We start from the raw sequence: 17,878 nt of genomic DNA, 5'->3' as shown, positions 1-17,878 counted from the left end.
TGGCCATAAGCAAGGCCGGCCTAAGGCACATTACACCTCGTCGCTCAACTCGCCGCGCGGGGCTTCGCGCTCGGCGGGCGTCGTCACGCGAAGCTGTACCAGCTCCACGGCGCGGCGTGAGCGTTGCAGCACGCGGAACTCGTAGGGGTCGAGCACGGCCACGTCGCCCACTTCCGGGATGCTGCCGTAGATGACGTTGAGCAGGCCGCCCACGGTTTCGTAGTCTTCGCCCTCGGGCAGCGGGTAGGGGAGGAATTCGTTGGCGTCGGGGATGGGGGTGGCGGGGTTCACGCGGTACTCGTCCTCGGCCACTTTCTCCACAACGGGCACCTCGTTGTCGTACTCGTCCTGGATTTCGCCCACCAGTTCCTCCATGATATCCTCGATAGTGACGATGCCCGACACGCCGCCGAACTCGTCGCTCACAATGGCCATCACAATGTGCTTGCGCTGAAACTGGCGCAGCAAGCGGTTAATTTTCTTGGTTTCGGGCACGAAGTAGGGCGGGCGCATGATGCGCGCCAGCTCCACTGCCTCGCCGCGCCGGATGAGGGGCAGCAGGTCTTTCACGTTGAGCACGCCCACGATGTTGTCGATGTTGCCCTCGTATACGGGCATCCGCGAAAATCCTTCGCTGAAGATGGTGTCGAGCAGCTGGTCGGCGGGCGCGTTCACGTCCAGGGCCGAGAGCTTGGTGCGGGGCACCATAATCTGCTTCACCATGCGGTCGTTGAACTGAAACACGTTCTCAATCAGCTCGTGCTCCGAATCCTGAATCTCGCCACTTTCCTTGCTCTGGTCGAGCAGCAGGCGCAATTCGTCAGAGGTGTGGGCCTCAGTGCCGTGCACGTTCTGGATACCCACCGCGCCCAGCAGCAGGTTGCTGGCCTTCGATAAGAACCAGGTGAGGGGCCGGGTAATAAAATAGAAGCCCCGCAGCGGCAGCACCAGCGCCAGGCTCACCGCCTCGGGCCGCTGAATGGCCAGCGCTTTTGGAAACAGCTCACCAAACAGCACGTGCATGAACGTGAGGACAATCAACCCCATCGCCACGGCGATGCTGTGCGCCGTAAGGGGCGAAATGGGCAGGCCCATCCGGGGCAGGAAGCCCAGAAATATTTCTGTGAACAGCTCTTCGCCCACCGCACCCAAGAGCAGCGAGGCAATGGTAACGCCCAATTGCGTGGCCGAGAGGTAGTCGTATAGCTTATGGAGCACCCCTAAGGCCTGACCGGCCAGCCGGCTGCCTTCCTTGGCTTTAATCTCCAGTTGCGAGAGGCGCACGCGAATCAACGAGAATTCGGCGGCCACGAAAAATCCGTTTACTAAGACGAGTAAAACGGTAAATAGTATTTGTAAACCCATGTCGGCGGCCCCCGCGACGCGGTCGGTCTGAAGGCCTTTGTAACCCAAAAGTACGCAGTTTGGCGCAGGTGGTTGGCTCGCTGAACTTTTAACTCACCCGTTTGTCATGTAGCGGGACTTAATTTTGGGGCCCGAAGCAGGTGTAAGCTCTGGCTGGCCGGCCCGACTACCAACTGCCCCCAATGGGGTAATTGCAACGAGAATGGCCCTTTGCCGGTTAGGAAGAAGCCAGGCGTGGCGAGTGATAACGCGTTATTCAAATACAATGAAGAATTTCCGGATGCTGACTGCGGTGCTGCTCTGGCTGGGCCTGATGGGGCCGGCCACCGCCCAGATTCTCACGCCCACCCACCTGAGCACCGCCCTGAGCAAGCCCACCGCCAAAGTAGGCGAGGAGGTCGAACTCATCATCAACGCCCGCATCGACGACAAGTGGCATCTCTATGCTTCTGATTTCAGCGATGAAGTGGGGCCGGTGGTGTTCACGCTTAAGTTCAAGCCCAGCCCGGCCTACGAAATAGTAGGTAAGCTCCAGGCCATCAAGTCGCACCACGAGCAGGACGAGGTGTTCAAGGGCGAAGTCGCCTTCTGGGAAAAAACCGGCCAAATGCGCCAGCGCATTAAAGTCCTGCAACCCGGCCCGCTCACCGTCCTGGCCGATGCCGACTACCAAAGCTGCACCAGCGTGGATGGTAAATGCGTGCCCGGCAACGAAACCCTGAAATTCGGCCCGCTGACCGTGACCGGTGCGGCAGCTCCCGATAAAGCGGCTGCTATGGTAATACCTGCGCCCCCTAGGCCTAATCCTCATGGCATTGCCCCGGTCGTTTTGAAGGCTGACACCAGCCAAAAGGCCGATGCTGTTTCAGCAACCGCACCGGGAGTTGCAACTGTCGCCGATACCATGCCCGCTGTGGCCGCTGCGCCGACTGCCGCTGCTCCGGCTGAAACCAAGTCCGCCAAAGCAGCCCCTGCGCCCGCCGTGGCTGATGTCGCGCTCAACGCCGACCCCGTGAACAAGGCGGGCGGCCTGTGGGCTTTTGCGTTGCTGGCCTTCACCTTTGGCCTCGCCGCCCTCATCACGCCCTGCGTGTTCCCGATGGTGCCCATGACGGTTTCGCTCTTCACCAGCGGCAACGACAGCCGCCAGCGCGGCATCTTCAAGGCCTTGGTGTACGGGGCCAGCATTATCGGAATTTATGTGCTGATGGGCGTGCTCGTGTCGGTGCTGCTGGGCGAGGACGGGCCGAATCTCATTGCCACGCACTGGGTTCCGAATCTAATTTTCTTTGTCGTTTTCGTGGTGTTCGGCCTTTCGTTTCTGGGCTTGTTTGAAATCACGCTGCCCCACCAGATTGTGAACACCGTGGATGCGCAGGCCGACAAGGGCGGCTGGGCCGGCATCTTCTTCATGGCCCTCACGCTGGTGGTGGTGTCGTTTTCGTGCACCGCGCCCATCGTGGGCAGCATCCTGAGCATGGCCGCCCGGGGCGAACGGATTACGCCCATTGTGGGCATGCTGGGCTTCTCGCTGGCCTTTGCGCTGCCATTCACGCTGTTCGCCATTTTCCCCTCGTGGCTGAAAAGCCTGCCCCGCTCCGGTGGGTGGCTGAACACGGTGAAAGTCGTGCTGGGCTTCATCGAGCTGATGCTGGCCCTCAAATTCCTGAGTACTGCCGACCTGGCCTACCACTGGCACCTGCTCAACCGCGACGTGTACATTGTGCTCTGGATTGTGCTCTCCGCGCTGCTGGGTTTCTACCTGCTGGGCAAGTTCCGCCTCTCGCACGACTCGCCGATTGACCACCTCAGTGTGGGCCGCTTGATGATGGCAGTGCTCGCCTTCGCCTTCACCGTCTACCTGGTGCCGGGCCTGTTTGGCGCGCCGCTGCCGCTGCTGGCCGGCTACCTGCCACCCCAGAGCAAGCACGATTTCTCGGTGGCCGCTGCTGAGGGCAGTGCCGTGCCCGCCGTAGCCACCAGCGCTACCGCCGCGCACGAATCTCCCCGCTTCGGTGATTTCCTGGAGCTGCCCCACAACCTCGACGGCTACTTCGACCTGGAACAGGCCAAGCGCGTGGCTCGCTTGCAGCACAAGCCCATTTTTGTTGATTTCACCGGCCACGCTTGCGTGAACTGCCGCAAGATGGAAGCTACGGTGTGGAGCGACCCGCAGGTGCTCACCCAACTCCGCAACGACTACGTGGTGGTGGCCCTGTACGTGGACGATAAAACCGAACTGCCCCAGAATGAGTGGTACACGTCCACTCACGATAAACAGCTAAAAACCACCCTCGGCAAGCAGAACGCCGACTTGCAGATAACGCGCTATGGCATCAATGCCCAGCCTTATTATGTAATTCTCGACCCCGACGATGCAACCAATAAGCCCCTGGTGACGCCTATTGCCTATGAGCCCGACGTGGCGCAATTCAGCACTTTCCTGCAAGCCGGTTCGAAGCAATTCCGCAATCAGCGCGGACCGGTGGCGGCCCGCTGAAAACCAGTTGAGTAGAACCTTGTCGGCAGCACAAACGAACCCCAAACGATTGAAAGCACGAAGAGGCGGCCCCCACCCAGAGGCCGCCTCTTACAAGTGTGAGGAGCGCACCCACCCAGATGCGCGGCCTCGTTTTCCCCTCTTCTCCTCCGTATCCAACCACGGCCGTAACAAAAGGAAATATCCTTTTGTGAAGAACTTAGCGTGTAACATTGCCGAAATATCGGCCTTGTTTCAAACGCTGGTAGGTTCTTGCTTAGCACCGCGGCCTTCTGCCTAGGATTGTAACAAATGTAAGTGGCTTGGTTAGATGGTGCAAATAATTCTTTCGTTTAACTGAAAATTTGCAATAAATTTAAATTTCAGCGTTTAATTCAACATACTTTCCAAATCCTTTCTGCAAAAAATGGCCAGAAATTACGAACTTGATGACACCGACCGGAACATTTTGAATCTTTTGATTCAGGATGCGAAAATGCCGTACACCGAAATCGCCCGCAAAGTCAACGTTTCGGGCGGCACCGTGCACGTGCGAATGGCGCGGCTTGAGGAGCTGGGAATCGTGCAGGGCGCGACGTTGCGCATCGATTACCAGAAGCTGGGCTACGGCGTAAGCGCCTTCCTGGGGATTTACCTGCTGAAAAGCTCGGTGTATACCAGTGTGGTGCAGCAGCTGCGGGAGATACCGGAAGTGGTGAGCATTCACTTCACCACCGGTGCATATGGGGTCTTTGCTCGCCTGGTGTGCCGCGACACCCAGCACTTGCGCGACGTGCTCCACGACCGCATTCAGCCGATTGACGGCATTGAGCGCACCGAAACCCTGATTTCGCTGGAAGAAGTGGTGAACCGCCCCACGCAGCTGACCTAGCCACGCCGGCTGAAATTCAGTTGCAAAACTTATGAGGGCATGCCGCATTGGCCAAGCGTAGATTGCGCTGGCCGGTGCCGCATGTCCTTTGTTTTTGCTTGGCATTGAGCGAAAGTGGTAGCCGGAGCCAAAGCAAGCATACCCGCAACACCGTAATTTTGTGCCGTGCCCACGACTCCTGCCCCGCCCGCCACGCTGCTCATCCAAACCGCTTTCATCGGCGACGTTATTCTGATGACGGCGCTGCTGGAATACCTGCACCAGACCGAGCCCGCTACGCCCGTGGATGTGCTGGTGCGACGCGGCAACGAAGGCCTGCTGGCTGGCCACCCACACGTGCGCAACGTGCTGATTTGGGACAAGAAACACCGCAAATACGCCGCGCTGTGGGACTTGCTGGGGCAGATTCGGGCCGCGCAGTACGGCCGCGTCGTGACCTTGCAGCGCTTTGCCAGCACGGGCTTCCTCACGGCATTTTCCAAAGCCCGGGAACGCATCGGCTTTGCCAAAAACCCGTTGAGCCGGTTTTTCACGCGCCGCGTGCCGCACCACATCGGCGACGGCACCCATGAAGTGACGCGCAACCTACGCCTGCTCACCGACGCCGAGTCCACGCCCCTGGTGCCGCCCCGCCTATACCCCTCCGCGGCCGATGAGGCGGCCGTCGCGCCATATGCCACGGCTGGCCCTTACATCTGCCTGGCCCCGACTTCGGTTTGGTTCACGAAGCAGTACCCGGAAGCGAAGTGGCTGGAATTGCTGGCCTCCCTGCCCCAGAATGTGCGGGTATATCTGCTGGGTGGCCCGCCCGATGTGGCCGCCTGTGAGCGTCTGGCAGCCGCCAGCGGCCGCGAAAACGTGACCAGCATAGCCGGCAAAATCGGCCTGCTGGCCTCGGCTGCCCTCATGCGCGGAGCGGTGATGAATTACGTGAACGACTCGGCCCCGATGCACCTGTGCTCGGCCGTGGGCGCGCCCGTGACGGCGGTTTTTTGCAGCACCGTGCCGGCCTTTGGGTTTGGGCCGCTGTCGCCCGTTTCCTTCATTGTGGAGACTAAGGAAGAACTGGCCTGCCGGCCGTGCGGGCTGCACGGGCATGCGGCCTGCCCGCTGGGGCACTTTCGCTGCGCTTACGGCATTGAGGTGGAACAACTACTGGCCACCTTGCCGGTTGATGTAGTGCGGACTTTGTAGTCCGCGTCCCGCGCCATTTATAATAACAACGTTCTGGGACGCGGACTACAACCGAAGGACGGCAGCCAACGTCCGCGCTACGGTACCTTTGCAATCTTATGCTCGATTATCACATTCACGAATATCCCAACGGTATCCGCCTCTTACACAAGCAGGTACTGCACACTAAAATAGCGCATTGCGGGTTTTTGCTCGACATTGGCTCGCGCGATGAGGCGCCGCACCAGCAGGGCCTGGCCCACTTCTGGGAGCACATGGCCTTCAAAGGCACCGAAAAACGCAAGTCGTTTCATATCCTCAACCGCCTCGAAACCGTGGGCGGCGAGCTGAACGCCTACACCACCAAGGAAAAAATCTGCTTCTACGCCTCGCTGCTGAGCACGCACTTCGAGCGGGCGTTTGAGCTGTTGACCGATTTGACGTTTAACTCCGTATTTCCGGGCCGCGAGCTGGAAAAGGAGCGGGGCGTCATTTTGGAAGAAATGAGCATGTACCAGGATGCCCCGGAAGATGCCATCATCGATGATTTCGATACCGTCGTGTTTGGCGACCACCCGCTGGGCGTGAACATTCTGGGCACGCGCGAGAGCGTGAGCCGCTTCCAGACGGCCGATTTTCATGCCTTTTTGCAAGAGCAGATGCGAACCGACCGGCTGGTATTCAGCTCGGTGAGCAACCTGCCGTTTGAGGCAGTGAAGAAATTAGCCGATAAATTCCTGGCCCCGCTGCCGGCCCGGCTGGGGCCGCGCACGCGCCGCCCGGTGGGCAGCTACGAGCGCAAAACGCAGACCGAAACCCGGCCCATCTCCCAGGCGCACTGCCTGGTGGGCGGCCCGGCCTACTCGCTGAACGATGCCCGCCGCATCCCGTTTTTCATGCTGAATAACATTCTGGGCGGGCCGGGCATGAACTCGCGCCTCAACCTGGCCGTGCGCGAGAAATACGGCCTCGTGTACACCATCGACAGCACGTACTCGCCCTACACCGATACCGGTTTGTTCGGCATCTACTTCGGCACCGAGGGCAAGCAAGTGAAGCGCACGCTGGGCCTGGTGCAGAAAGAGCTGAAGCTGCTGCGCGAAAAAGAGCTGACCACCAATCAGCTGCACACCGCCAAGCACCAGCTCATGGGCCAGCTCGCCATGAGCGAGGAAAGCAACGGCGGTATGATGCAGCTCCTCGGCAAAAGCACCCTGGACCTGGGCCGCGTGGAGCCGCTGAGCGAGATTTTCCAGAAAATCGAGAAGATTTCGGCCGCCGAGCTGCGCGACATGGCCAACGAAGTGCTGACCGAGGAGCACCTGAGCGTGCTGCAATACCTGCCGGAAGGGAAGTAATGGCGCAGCCCGTTTTTGGTCACGTGGGCAGCTACCGGCCGGGCGACACGTTCCGCAACCGCATCGAGTTATCCCTGACTGGCGTGCACCGGCCGCGCCGGGCGGGCGTGTGCGGTACCCAATTGCTCGGCGCCGAAAGCATTGTCTTGGCCGGGCAGTACGAGGAAGACGACTTCAGCGAGGACGAAATCCGCTATTCCGGCAACGGCGGCCGCGACCCCAAAACCGGTCATCAAATTAGTGACCAGGTAGCCACCACGGGGATACTAGCGTTGCTGAAAAGCGTGGAAGCCGGCCTGCCGGTACGGGTGATGCGCAAAGTGCCGGCCGAAGATGGCGGGCTTGAGGTGTACCGCTACGAGGGGTTGTACCGGGTGGTGGGCTCCAGCTACGGGCCGGGCAAGTCGGGCTTTCAGGTTTTCGTATTCCGGTTGCGGCCACTGGTGTAAATGTGCTTTTTGAAAAAATGACGACCAACGAAACGGCCATCCAAACCTACGCCGAGCAGCACACCGCGCCCGAGCCGCCGCTCCTCGCCCAGCTCACCCGCGAAACCCACCTGCAATTGCTGATGCCGCGCATGAGCAGCGGTCCGCTGCAAGGCCGGCTGCTGAGCATGCTCAGCCACCTGGCGCGGCCGCGCCGCATCCTTGAAATCGGCACGTTTTGCGGATATGCCACGCTGTGTCTGGCCGAAGGATTGGCAGAGGGCGGCTTGCTGCACACCATCGAAATTGACCCGGAGAAGGAGGCGCGCATCCGGCGCTACGTGGCGGCGGCCGGCCGCACGGAGCAGGTGCGGCTGCACATTGGCGCGGCGCTCGACGTTTTGCCGGGCCTGGTCGATGAAGTGTGGGATTTGGTCTTTATTGATGCCGACAAGCGCAACAACGACGCGTATTTTGAAGCGGTGATTGACCAGGTGCGGCCCGGCGGGCTGCTCATCGTTGATAATGTGCTGTGGGGCGGCAAGGTGCTGCCCGCGCACGAATTGAAATCTGGCGACAAGGACACGCCGTTGGTGCGGGCTTTCAACGACAAGATGGCCCGGGATGCGCGGGTGGAGCCGGTTTTCCTGCCCCTGCGCGATGGCCTGCTGCTGCTGCGCAAGAAGTAGCGGCGGCCGGCCCCGGCTAACCTTCGGCCCCGGAATACCGTCAGACACCCCTATATCGTTTTAACCAAGTCTATGCGGCATTTTACGGTTTTGTTTTTTCTGCTGATTGGGTTGCAGGCAGCCCGGGCCCAGGCCCCCACCACCGTGAGCGGGCGCGTGACGGACGGCAAGGACCAGTCGGCCCTCATCGGGGCCAACGTGCTGCTGATTCACCTGCCCGACTCGGCCAAAAGCGGTGCTGCAGCCGACGCCGAGGGCCGGTTTCAGTTCGATAACGTGGCCGCCGGGCGCTATGTAATTGATGCTTCCTTTGTGGGTTATCAGAAGATTCGCCAGACCGTGACGGTGGCTGGGGCGCCCGTGCAGCTGGGCACGCTGGCGCTGCAAGCCGGCGGCGTGCAGCTGAAAGGCGTGGTGGTGACGGGTGCCGCTGCGCAATCGGTGCAGAAGGGCGATACCACCCAATTCAACGCCCGCGCCTTCAAAACCAACCCCGACGCCACCACCGGCGACCTCATCGACAAGCTGCCCGGCGTGAGCCGCGGCACCGACGGCAAGGTGCAGGCCCAGGGCGAAAACGTGCAGCAGGTGCTGGTGGACGGCAAGCCCTTCTTCGGCAACGACCCCGACGCGGTGCTCAAAAACCTGCCCGCCGAAATGGTGGACAAGATTGAGGTATTCGACCAGCGCAGCGAGCAAAGCCGCTTTTCGGGATTCGATGACGGCAACACGACCAAGACCATCAACATCGTGACCAAGGTGGAATTCCGCAACGGCACCTTCGGGCGGGTGGTGGCCGGCGCGGGGCCGGACCGCTACAAGGCCAGCGGCAACGTGAACAAATTCAAGGGCAACGAGCGGATGTCGGTGCTGGCCCAGAGCAACAACGTGAATGAGCAGAACTTCGGTACCGAAGACCTGCTGGGCGTGGTAGGCAACTCGAACCAGGGCGGCGGTGGGCGCGGCGGCCAGCGCGGCGGTGGGGGAGGCGGTGGCGGCAACGGCGGCAATGCCGGCGACTTCCTCGTGAACCAGAGCGGCGGCATCACCAAAACCAACGCCGTGGGCCTGAATTACTCGAACTCGTGGAACAAGAAAACCGACCTTTCGGCCAGCTACTTCTTTAATAGAGCCAATAATACCCTCAACAGCAACACCAACCGCCAGTACGTGCTGCCGGCCGGCACCACCTACACCCAGAACGCCAACACCAACAGCCTCAATACCAACCAGCGCTTCAACCTGCGCCTGGAGCATAAGATTGACTCGGCCAATTCCGTCCTGTTCCGCCCGCGTTTCAGCTACCAAATGAACGACGCCAACAGCAGCGTGAATGGCCTCACGCGCCGCGCCGACACCACGCAGAGCAAAATCAACAGCCTCTACGGCTCCAACAACAAGGGCCTCAACACGGGCGGCGACCTGTTGCTGCGCCACCGCTTTGCCAAGGCCGGCCGCACGGCCAGCCTCAGCATCGGCGGCACTTACACGCAGCGCAACAGCAATACCACCCTGCGAACCACCGACACTGGCTCGCGCCTTAACAACCTCAACCAGGCCAGCGACTTAACCCAACACGGCGGCAGCATCAACACCAACCTCTCGCTTACCGAGGCACTGACCAGGCAGGACATGCTGCAGGGCAACTACGCCATCAACTACGCGCCCAACAACTCCAGCAAATACACTTACGACGTGCTCACCGGCGACACCCGCCAACTGAATGAAGGCCTGAGCAACGTGTTCCAAAATTATTATCTGACGCAGTCGGGCGGGCTTACCTACCGGCACATTACGCCCAAGTACCAGGCGAGTTTCGGGCTGGCCGGGCAGTATTCGGAGCTGTACAGCGACGCGCAGTACCCGCGCCCCAGCATCGGGCGCTACTATTTCGTGAACGTGCTGCCCAACGCCATGCTCAACTACCGCTTCACGAAGCAGAAGAACCTGCGCCTGTTCTATCGCACCAATACCAATGCGCCCAGCGTGAGCCAGTTGCAGGCGGTGGTGAACAACTCCAACCCGCTCCAGCTCACCATCGGCAACCCCACGCTGCGCCAGGAATTCCAGCATTCGGTCAATATTCGCTACTCGGCCTCCAACCCCGAAGTGTCGAGCAACTTCTTTGCGCTGCTGTCGGGGGCTTACACCCAGAACCCAATTTCGAACCGCACCATCGTGGCCGCCCGCGACACCATGGTCACACCCGAAGGCGCGCCCGCCGTGCGCCTGCCCGCCGGGGGGCAGCTCATCCAGCCCACCAACCTCAGCCAGCAGTACACGGTGCGCTCGCTGGTGAGCTACGGCCAGCCCATCAAGGCCATCAAAACCAACGTGAACCTGAGCGCCAACGCCGGCTTCACCCAAACCCCGGGCTTGGTAAACGGTGGCCTGAATTACGCCCGCGTGCCCACCTTCGGAGCCGGCCTCACGCTGAGCTCCAACATCAGCGCCAACCTGGATTTCACGGCTTCCACTACTTCGAATAAGAATTTCGTCATCAACACGCTCCAGACGCGCCTCAACACCAACTACTTCTCGCAGGTAACACGCTTCCGCCTGAACTGGATTGTAGGCCCCGGCATCAACATTGCCACCGACCTGCTGCACCAGGCCTATTCGGGCCTCTCGGCCGGCTACAACCAGCAGTACCTGCTCTGGAACGCCAGTCTCGGCAAGAAGCTCTTCCCCGGCCAGCGCGGCGAAATCCGGGTGTACGCCTTCGACTTGCTGGGCCAGAACCGCAGCATCTCGCGCAACGTGACCGACGCTTACTACGAAGACGTGCAAACCACCATCCTCCAGCGCTACGTCATGCTGATGTTTACCTACAACATCCGCAGCGGCAACGTGATAGCACCCGCGCCGGGCGAAGGCGGCGGGCGCGGCGAAGGCCGGGGCTTTGGTCGCCCGGATGGTGGGCGGCCCGATGGGGGCGGTGGCCGGCCCGATGGGGGTGGAGGGCCGCAGTAGTAGCGCGCTTTTGCGCAAAAATCAGGTTCTTTGTAGCTTCCGGGTCGAACGCCGCTGCGGTAGCCGCTGTCGGCCGGGGATTGTTTATGCGAAATTCGATTCTGCTGCTGGCACTTCTACTGACGTTTACCGGCCCGCTGGCGGCCCAGCCGCTGGCCCCGCGCCCGCACCCCGACGTGCCCGCCGCCATGGACGTGGCCGGCATTCACCTCGTCCTCAGTGAAGAAGCCCAGCGCCTCGTGCAGCAAAAAGCCGACGGCCTGTGCCGCCACCAGCCGTCCTTTCAGGCGCGGGTTGATTTGGCCGATGCCTCGTTTCCCATCATCGACCGGGTCTTGAAAGAAGAAGGCGTGCCGCTCGATTTCCGCTACCTCGCCCTCCAGGAAAGCGCTTTGGTAGGCAATGCGCGCAGCAACCACGAGGCCGTGGGCTACTGGCAGCTCAAGCAGGAAACTGCCACCGGCTTGGGTCTCAGCGTGAATGAGGCCGTGGATGAGCGCCAGCACCTCACGGCCAGCACCCGCGCCGCCGCCCGCTACCTCACCCGCAGCAACGCCAGTTTGCACAACTGGATGAACGCCCTGCTGAGCTACTACACCGGTCTGGGCGGCGTGAAGCCCTACACGCTCCCCACCGATTTCGACGCCACCGAAATGGCCATCACCGAGGCCACCTCGCCCTACGTGCTGATGTTTCTGGCCCAGAAAGTAGCCTTCGAGCCCGCCTGCGGCCTCAACCCCCGGCCGAAACTACTGCTCCGGGAGTTTCCCGCCGTGGCCGGCCAGAGCCTCTATGACCAGGCCCTCACGCTGCACGTCGACTCAGGCGCGCTGGTCACCCACAACCACTGGCTGTTGGCCGCCGCCGTGCCCGCCGACAAAGCCTATACGCTCATCGTGCCGGTCGGCGACATCACCCAGGCTGCCGGCATCGTGGCCAACCAGCGCCTGCAAAGCCGCGGCCAGCTCCTGAACGCGCCCACCGTGGCCGCCAACGCCGCCGAAGTGCGCCTCAACAACCTGCGCGCCCTCATTGCCTTGCCCGGCGAAACTATGGCCGACCTGGCCCGCCGGGGCCACCAGCGTCTGGGTGAATTCCTGAAACACAACGAATTGTCGGCCTTCGACCAGGTAGTAACCGGCCGGCCATATTTCCTCGAAAAAAAGCGCGACGTGGCCGCCGTGGAATACCACGTCCTCCAGCCCGGCGAGCGGATTTTCGACGTGGCCCAGAAGTACGGCATCCGGCAGAAAGCCATTTACAGCAAAAACCGCATGGCCCGCGTCGAGGAGCTGCGGCCCGGCCGCGTGCTGTGGCTCCAGCACACCCGCCCCCGCGAAACCGCCATTGAATACCGCACCCAGCCCGAAGGCGCGGCCCTGGAGCGGCCCAGCATAGCCGCCACAGTCGCCGAAACCGAAACGGATATTCTGGTCGACCAAGCCAATGAAGCCGTCGCCGCCCGCCGCACCGAATCGGGCGGCGACGGCAAAGTGAAGGTTAAAATCAAGGTCAAAAGCGACACTGGCAAAACCAAGCGCGTCAGCACGGAAAGCACCGATGGCTGGGGCGAGGCGCTGGAAACGGCCACCACGACAGCCGCTACGGCACCCGCAGCAGCACCCGCGCCTGAACCGGTGGCATCTGCGCCCGCTGTGCCGGCCCCGGCTCCCGTTCGCCCAACTCCAACGCCGACCCGCCCGGCTCCGGTTGCCGCCCCCACGCAGCCGTCTTTTGCCAAAAGAACCTACCTGCCGCCCCCCGCTGCTGCCCCGGCTCCTGCCCCCCTGGCCGATGAGCCGCGCCAGCCCGACTCGACCGTGGCGGTACCTGCGGTTAGCCGTCCGGCGGTAGTTGCCAAGCCCGTAAACGTGCCCACCGCGCCGGTATATGTGCCGAAGCCGGCTCCGGTGAAAGTGGTTGCACCCGCTGTTTCTGCTCCGGTTGCCGTTACGCCAAAACCGGAGGCTGCCTCGGTGCCTACCGCGGCCGCACCCACATCAAAGCCCGCCACTGCGGCCGTGCGCGCCATTCCCAGTGATGCTACCCACCGTGTGGAAGCCCGCGAAACCGTGTATTCCGTGGGCCGGCTCTACAATATTCCGCCCGCCACGTTGATTGCCATCAACCAATTGGCCCCGCCTTATGGTTTGGTCACGGGCCAGGTGCTGACGTTGAAAGCCGCCGAACAACAGCCCACTCCGGCCGCCAAAGCTGCTCCGGTTACTACACCCGCGCCGATGCCAGCCGCACACGCCTCCGGGCAAATAAACCCGGCGCTGCTGTACGTGCCCAAAGCGCCCCAAAAGGCTTCTCCAGCAGCTACCACCGCACCATCCGTACCGGCTGTCCAAACGGCCACCCAGCACACCGTTGTAAAAGGTGAAACCCTGTACAGCATCGCCAAACGCTACCAGGTAACCGTTGCCGACCTGCAAGCCTGGAACAACAAGCCTGATGCCTCGGTAAAGCTGGGCGAAGTGCTGCGCGTGCAGGCCGATACGAAATAAAACAGCGCGAAAAGCGGGGTGGGGCCGGCTCACGAGCCGTAAAAAACGCAGCAGTCAGGGAATCAGCACGCAGGAGTTTAGGGTTTGGGAATGCCTGCCAGCCGGGGGTATCTTTACGATTAGCCCGTTCCCAACGCCTTGCCCTATGCCCGTTTTCTCGCACCTCCACAGCCACACGCAATACTCGCTTCTCGACGGCCAAGCCAGCATTTCGGCCCTGATGAAGAAGGCCCAGAAGGACGGCATGCCCGCCGTGGCCCTCACCGACCACGGCAACATGTTCGGCGCGTTCAACTTCGTGGCTGAGGCCAACAAGTACAACGTGAAGCCCATCGTGGGCTGCGAGTTTTACCTCGTGGAGGACCGCCACAAGAAGGCATTCAGCCGCGAAAAGGGCGAGCGCGACACCCGCCACCACCAGCTGTTGCTGGCCAAGGACCAGGCAGGCTACCACAACCTAGCCAAGCTCTGCTCGCTGAGCTTCATCGAGGGCGTGTACTCCAAATTCCCGCGCATCGACAAGGAGCTGTTGCTCAAATACCACGAGGGTCTGATTGCCACGAGCTGCTGCATCGGGGCGGAGATTCCGCAAACCATCCTCTTCGGCACCGAAGCTGAGGCCGAGGAAAAGCTAAAGTGGTGGCTCGATTTGTTCGGCGAGGACTACTACATCGAAATCCAGCGCCACGGGTTGATGAATTTCGACGGCACCGGCAAAAGCCAGGAAGACGTGAACCAGATTCTGCTGGGCTTTGCGAAGAAATACAACGTCAAGGTCATCTGCACCAACGACTCGCACTACGTCGACCAGACCGACTACGCCGCCCACGACCTGCTGCTGTGCGTGAACACCGGCGAGGAGCACAGCATCCCCGTCGGCGACATTCGCACCAATTACTACACCCTGATGACCAATCAGGGCGAGGTGAAGTACGACCTGCTCGACAATCTGCGCCGCGACCACTCCCGCGATGAAATGGCGATGCGCCAGCTCCGGCGCATCGACGAGGAACTGCAGAAGCCCAAGCCGCACACCCGCTTCGGCTTCGCCAACGACCAGTTCTTCTTCAAGACGCAGGCGCAGATGAACGACTTGTTCGCCGACGTGCCCGAAAGCGTGGACAACACCAATGAGATTGTCGACAAAATCACGCCCCCGAAGCTGGCGCGTGACATTCTGTTGCCCAACTTCCCCATTCCCGCGCCTTTCGCCAACGCCGACGAATTCCTGCGCGAGCTGACCTACGTGGGCGCTTTCGGGCCGAGCGCTGGCAAGGGCGTGGTGACGATGAGCAAGCCGCCGCGCTACTCCGAGCGCACGCCCGAAATTGAGGAACGGCTTGATTACGAGCTGCGCATCATCCAGACGATGGGCTTTGCCGGCTACTTCCTCATCACCCAGGACTTCATCAACCACGGCCGCAACATCGGCGTGGCGGTGGGGCCGGGCCGGGGGTCGGCCGCCGGCTCGGCGGTGGCCTATTGCGTGGGCATCACCAACATCGACCCGATTAAGTATTCGCTGCTGTTCGAGCGCTTCCTCAACCCCGAGCGTGTGTCGATGCCTGATATTGACATTGACTTTGACGACGTGAACCGTCAGAGAGTCATTGACTACGTGGTAAATAAGTACGGCAAGACGCAGGTAGCCCAGATTATTACCTTCGGCACCATGGCCGCCAAGTCCAGTATCAAGGACGTGGCCCGCGCCATGGAGCTGCCCCTGCCGCACACCAACGACCTCACCAAAATGGTGCCCGACAAGCCCGGCACCACCCTGGCCGGCGCCTTCGCCGAAAACCAGGAGCTGGACATGATTCGGCGCGACGAAAGCCCCGAAAACCTGAAGGGCCAGATTCTGCGCCTCGCCACGCAGCTGGAAGGCTCGGTGCGCAACACCGGCATCCACGCCGCCGGCGTCATCATCGCGCCCGACGACATCACGAAGTACATCCCCGTTTCGACCTCCAAGGACTCGGACCTGCTCATCACGCAGTTCGACGGCAAGGTGATTGAATCGGCCGGGATGCTGAAAATGGACTTTCTGGGCCTCAAAACCCTGACGGTTATCGTGGATGCCATGAATCTGATTGAGCGCAACCACGGCGTGAAAATCGACATCGACAATATTCCGCTCGACGACGAAAAGACCTACGCGCTCTACCAGCGCGGCGACACCATCGGCACGTTCCAATTTGAATCCGAAGGGATGCGTCAGTACCTCAAGGACTTGAAGCCGACCAACATCGAGGACTTGATTGCCATGAACGCCTTGTACCGTCCCGGCCCGATGCAGTTCATCCCGAACTTCATCAACCGCAAGCACGGCCGCGAGGAGGTGGAGTACCCGCACGAGCTGCTGAAACCCATCCTGGAGTACAGCCAGGGCATCATGGTGTACCAGGAGCAAATTATGCAGACGGCCCAGATTCTGGCCGGCTACTCGCTCGGTGGCGCCGACTTGCTGCGCCGCGCCATGGGTAAAAAGGACATGAAAAAGATGGCCCTGGAGCGTGAGAAATTCATCGAAGGCGCCAAGAACATCCACGGCATCCCGGCGAAAAAGGCCAACGAAGTCTTCGACGTGATGGAGAAATTTGCCGAGTACGGCTTCAACCGCTCGCACTCGGCCGCCTACTCGGTGGTGGCCTACCAGACTGGTTATCTGAAAGCTAACTACCCAGCCGAGTACATGGCCGCCGTGCTCACCAACAACATGGGCGATATCAAGAAGGTGACCTTCTTCATTGAGGAAGCCCGCAAGCAGGGCGTGCCCGTGCTCGGGCCCGACGTGAACGAAAGCCTCCTGAAATTCAACGTGAACCAGGAAGGCGCCATTCGTTTCGGGATGGGCGCGGTGAAGGGCGCGGGCGAACTGGCCGTGGAAAGCATGGTGCAGGAGCGCGAGAAAGCCGGCCCGTATTCTGATATTTTCGACTTCGCCAAGCGTGTAAACCTGCGCACCGTGAACAAGAAAACCTTCGAAAGCCTGGCTCAGGCCGGCGCGTTCGACGGCTTCGACAAGCACCGCCGCCTCTACCTCGATGCCCCGGCCGGCGACCAGAACCTCATCGAAAAGGCAATGCGCGTGGGGCAGCAACACGCGGCGGCCAAGGAATCGGCCCAGCACAGCCTGTTTGGCGCGGGCGCCTTTGGCGCGGTGGCCGCCCCCATGCCCAAAATCCACGACATGGAGCCCTGGAGCAAAACCGAGCAGCTGCGCCGCGAAAAAGAAGTGGTGGGCTTCTACCTCTCGGGCCACCCGCTCGACGCCTACAAGCTGGAGCTGGACGCCTACTGCACTTGCGGCCTGGAGAAAGTCGACGAAATCAAGAACAAGGAAATTGCCGTAGCTGGCTTGATTAACAATGTGTTATTCAAGACAACGAAAACCGGCCAGCCCTTCTGCACCTTCACCCTGGAGGATTATGAGACGAGTATCAACCCGGCCCTGTTCCGCGACGACTACACCAAATTCGCGCCCCTCATCAACCCGCGCAACTACCCCAACGAGCAGGTGCCGCCCATGTACGTCAAGCTCAAGCAGGAGCTGCGCCGCCACACCCAGGACCAGTGGGACCTGCGCATCCTGACCATGGAGCCGCTGGCCGACGTGGCCGAAAAACGCAGCAAAGGCGTGCGCGTGCGCCTCGACCTGCGCACCGTGACCGCCCCCATGCTCGACCGCCTCGAAGAAGCCATCGAGCACGCGCCCGGCGGCAAGCGCCTCGAAATCCAGTTTGTGGAGCCGCACGAGCACCTGGCGGTGGATATGTTCTCGCGCCGCTTCCAGATTGAGCCCAAGGCTTTCATCGAGAAGATGAAGGAGCTGGACATGGAAGTTTGCACGCTGATTTAGGCCCGTCTGTCGTGCTGGGCGTCGCGACGTGCTTAGTTAAAGCTGGCGTGGGATGCGCGCCGGTAATCAGATGCTTCGTGGTGCTCGGCGTGACGTTCGGATAGAATTTTGCGACCTTCGTCCGGCGGAAACCACCCCGCTGAACTTTCCCC

10 protein-coding genes are annotated in these 17,878 nt (G+C 61.2%); 9 read left to right on the top strand and 1 reads right to left on the bottom strand.

Annotation, left to right across the window (positions count from 1 at the left end; translation table 11 throughout):
* Window positions 1-30: 30 nt before the first annotated feature.
* The gene (locus ACYU7Q_RS08895; RefSeq protein ID WP_460609095.1) at window positions 31-1,365 is read right to left on the bottom strand and encodes a hemolysin family protein; all 1,335 of its coding nucleotides are present in this window, start codon (window positions 1,363-1,365) and stop codon (window positions 31-33) included.
* A gap of 265 nt (window positions 1,366-1,630) precedes the next feature.
* Here ACYU7Q_RS08895 and ACYU7Q_RS08890 point away from each other — a divergent pair, with 265 nt between their 5' ends.
* The 9 genes from ACYU7Q_RS08890 to dnaE all read left to right on the top strand — a co-directional run bounded on the left by ACYU7Q_RS08890 (window position 1,631) and on the right by dnaE (window position 17,726).
* Window positions 1,631-3,865, top strand: a complete 2,235-nt coding sequence (locus ACYU7Q_RS08890) for a protein-disulfide reductase DsbD family protein (protein ID WP_460609094.1) — start codon at window positions 1,631-1,633, stop codon at window positions 3,863-3,865.
* A 406-nt stretch (window positions 3,866-4,271) separates the two neighbouring features.
* Entirely contained in the window at window positions 4,272-4,736 is a 465-nt protein-coding gene (locus ACYU7Q_RS08885; protein WP_168671949.1) for an Lrp/AsnC ligand binding domain-containing protein, read from the top strand.
* 165 nt (window positions 4,737-4,901) lie between these two features.
* Window positions 4,902-5,930, top strand: a complete 1,029-nt coding sequence (locus ACYU7Q_RS08880) for a glycosyltransferase family 9 protein (RefSeq protein WP_460609093.1) — start codon at window positions 4,902-4,904, stop codon at window positions 5,928-5,930.
* A gap of 98 nt (window positions 5,931-6,028) precedes the next feature.
* On the top strand, window positions 6,029-7,267 hold the full coding sequence (locus ACYU7Q_RS08875; RefSeq protein WP_460609092.1) for a M16 family metallopeptidase: 1,239 nt from the start codon (window positions 6,029-6,031) through the stop codon (window positions 7,265-7,267).
* A complete protein-coding gene (locus ACYU7Q_RS08870; RefSeq protein WP_460609091.1) occupies window positions 7,267-7,716 on the top strand; it encodes a YDG/SRA domain-containing protein in 450 nt (149 codons plus the stop codon). The genes ACYU7Q_RS08875 and ACYU7Q_RS08870 overlap by 1 nt, the downstream gene beginning before the upstream one ends.
* Before the next feature lie 17 nt (window positions 7,717-7,733).
* A complete protein-coding gene (locus ACYU7Q_RS08865; RefSeq protein WP_460609090.1) occupies window positions 7,734-8,384 on the top strand; it encodes an O-methyltransferase in 651 nt (216 codons plus the stop codon).
* 72 nt (window positions 8,385-8,456) lie between these two features.
* On the top strand, window positions 8,457-11,357 hold the full coding sequence (locus ACYU7Q_RS08860; protein ID WP_460609089.1) for a TonB-dependent receptor: 2,901 nt from the start codon (window positions 8,457-8,459) through the stop codon (window positions 11,355-11,357).
* An 86-nt stretch (window positions 11,358-11,443) separates the two neighbouring features.
* Window positions 11,444-13,867: a LysM peptidoglycan-binding domain-containing protein gene (locus tag ACYU7Q_RS08855; protein ID WP_460609088.1), complete on the top strand. Its 2,424-nt coding sequence runs from the start codon at window positions 11,444-11,446 to the stop codon at window positions 13,865-13,867.
* Between the two features lie 145 nt (window positions 13,868-14,012).
* Window positions 14,013-17,726 (top strand): DNA polymerase III subunit alpha, encoded by a 3,714-nt coding sequence (gene dnaE, locus ACYU7Q_RS08850; protein ID WP_460609087.1) that lies wholly within the window; start codon window positions 14,013-14,015, stop codon window positions 17,724-17,726.
* Window positions 17,727-17,878: the final 152 nt, after the last annotated feature.

This window comes from Hymenobacter terrigena, assembly GCF_054776515.1.
This window is presented reverse-complemented; position numbering and strand designations above follow the sequence as displayed.

What these genes read in the sequence shown, in the direction of transcription:
- ACYU7Q_RS08895 (WP_460609095.1), bottom strand. Translation starts at nt 1,365, where the DNA reads ATGGGTTTACAAATACTATTTACCGTTTTACTCGTCTTAGTAAACGGA.
- ACYU7Q_RS08890 (WP_460609094.1), top strand. Translation starts at nt 1,631, where the DNA reads ATGAAGAATTTCCGGATGCTGACTGCGGTGCTGCTCTGGCTGGGCCTG.
- ACYU7Q_RS08885 (WP_168671949.1), top strand. Translation starts at nt 4,272, where the DNA reads ATGGCCAGAAATTACGAACTTGATGACACCGACCGGAACATTTTGAAT.
- ACYU7Q_RS08875 (WP_460609092.1), top strand. Translation starts at nt 6,029, where the DNA reads ATGCTCGATTATCACATTCACGAATATCCCAACGGTATCCGCCTCTTA.
- ACYU7Q_RS08870 (WP_460609091.1), top strand. Translation starts at nt 7,267, where the DNA reads ATGGCGCAGCCCGTTTTTGGTCACGTGGGCAGCTACCGGCCGGGCGAC.
- ACYU7Q_RS08865 (WP_460609090.1), top strand. Translation starts at nt 7,734, where the DNA reads ATGACGACCAACGAAACGGCCATCCAAACCTACGCCGAGCAGCACACC.
- ACYU7Q_RS08860 (WP_460609089.1), top strand. Translation starts at nt 8,457, where the DNA reads ATGCGGCATTTTACGGTTTTGTTTTTTCTGCTGATTGGGTTGCAGGCA.
- ACYU7Q_RS08855 (WP_460609088.1), top strand. Translation starts at nt 11,444, where the DNA reads ATGCGAAATTCGATTCTGCTGCTGGCACTTCTACTGACGTTTACCGGC.
- dnaE (WP_460609087.1), top strand. Translation starts at nt 14,013, where the DNA reads ATGCCCGTTTTCTCGCACCTCCACAGCCACACGCAATACTCGCTTCTC.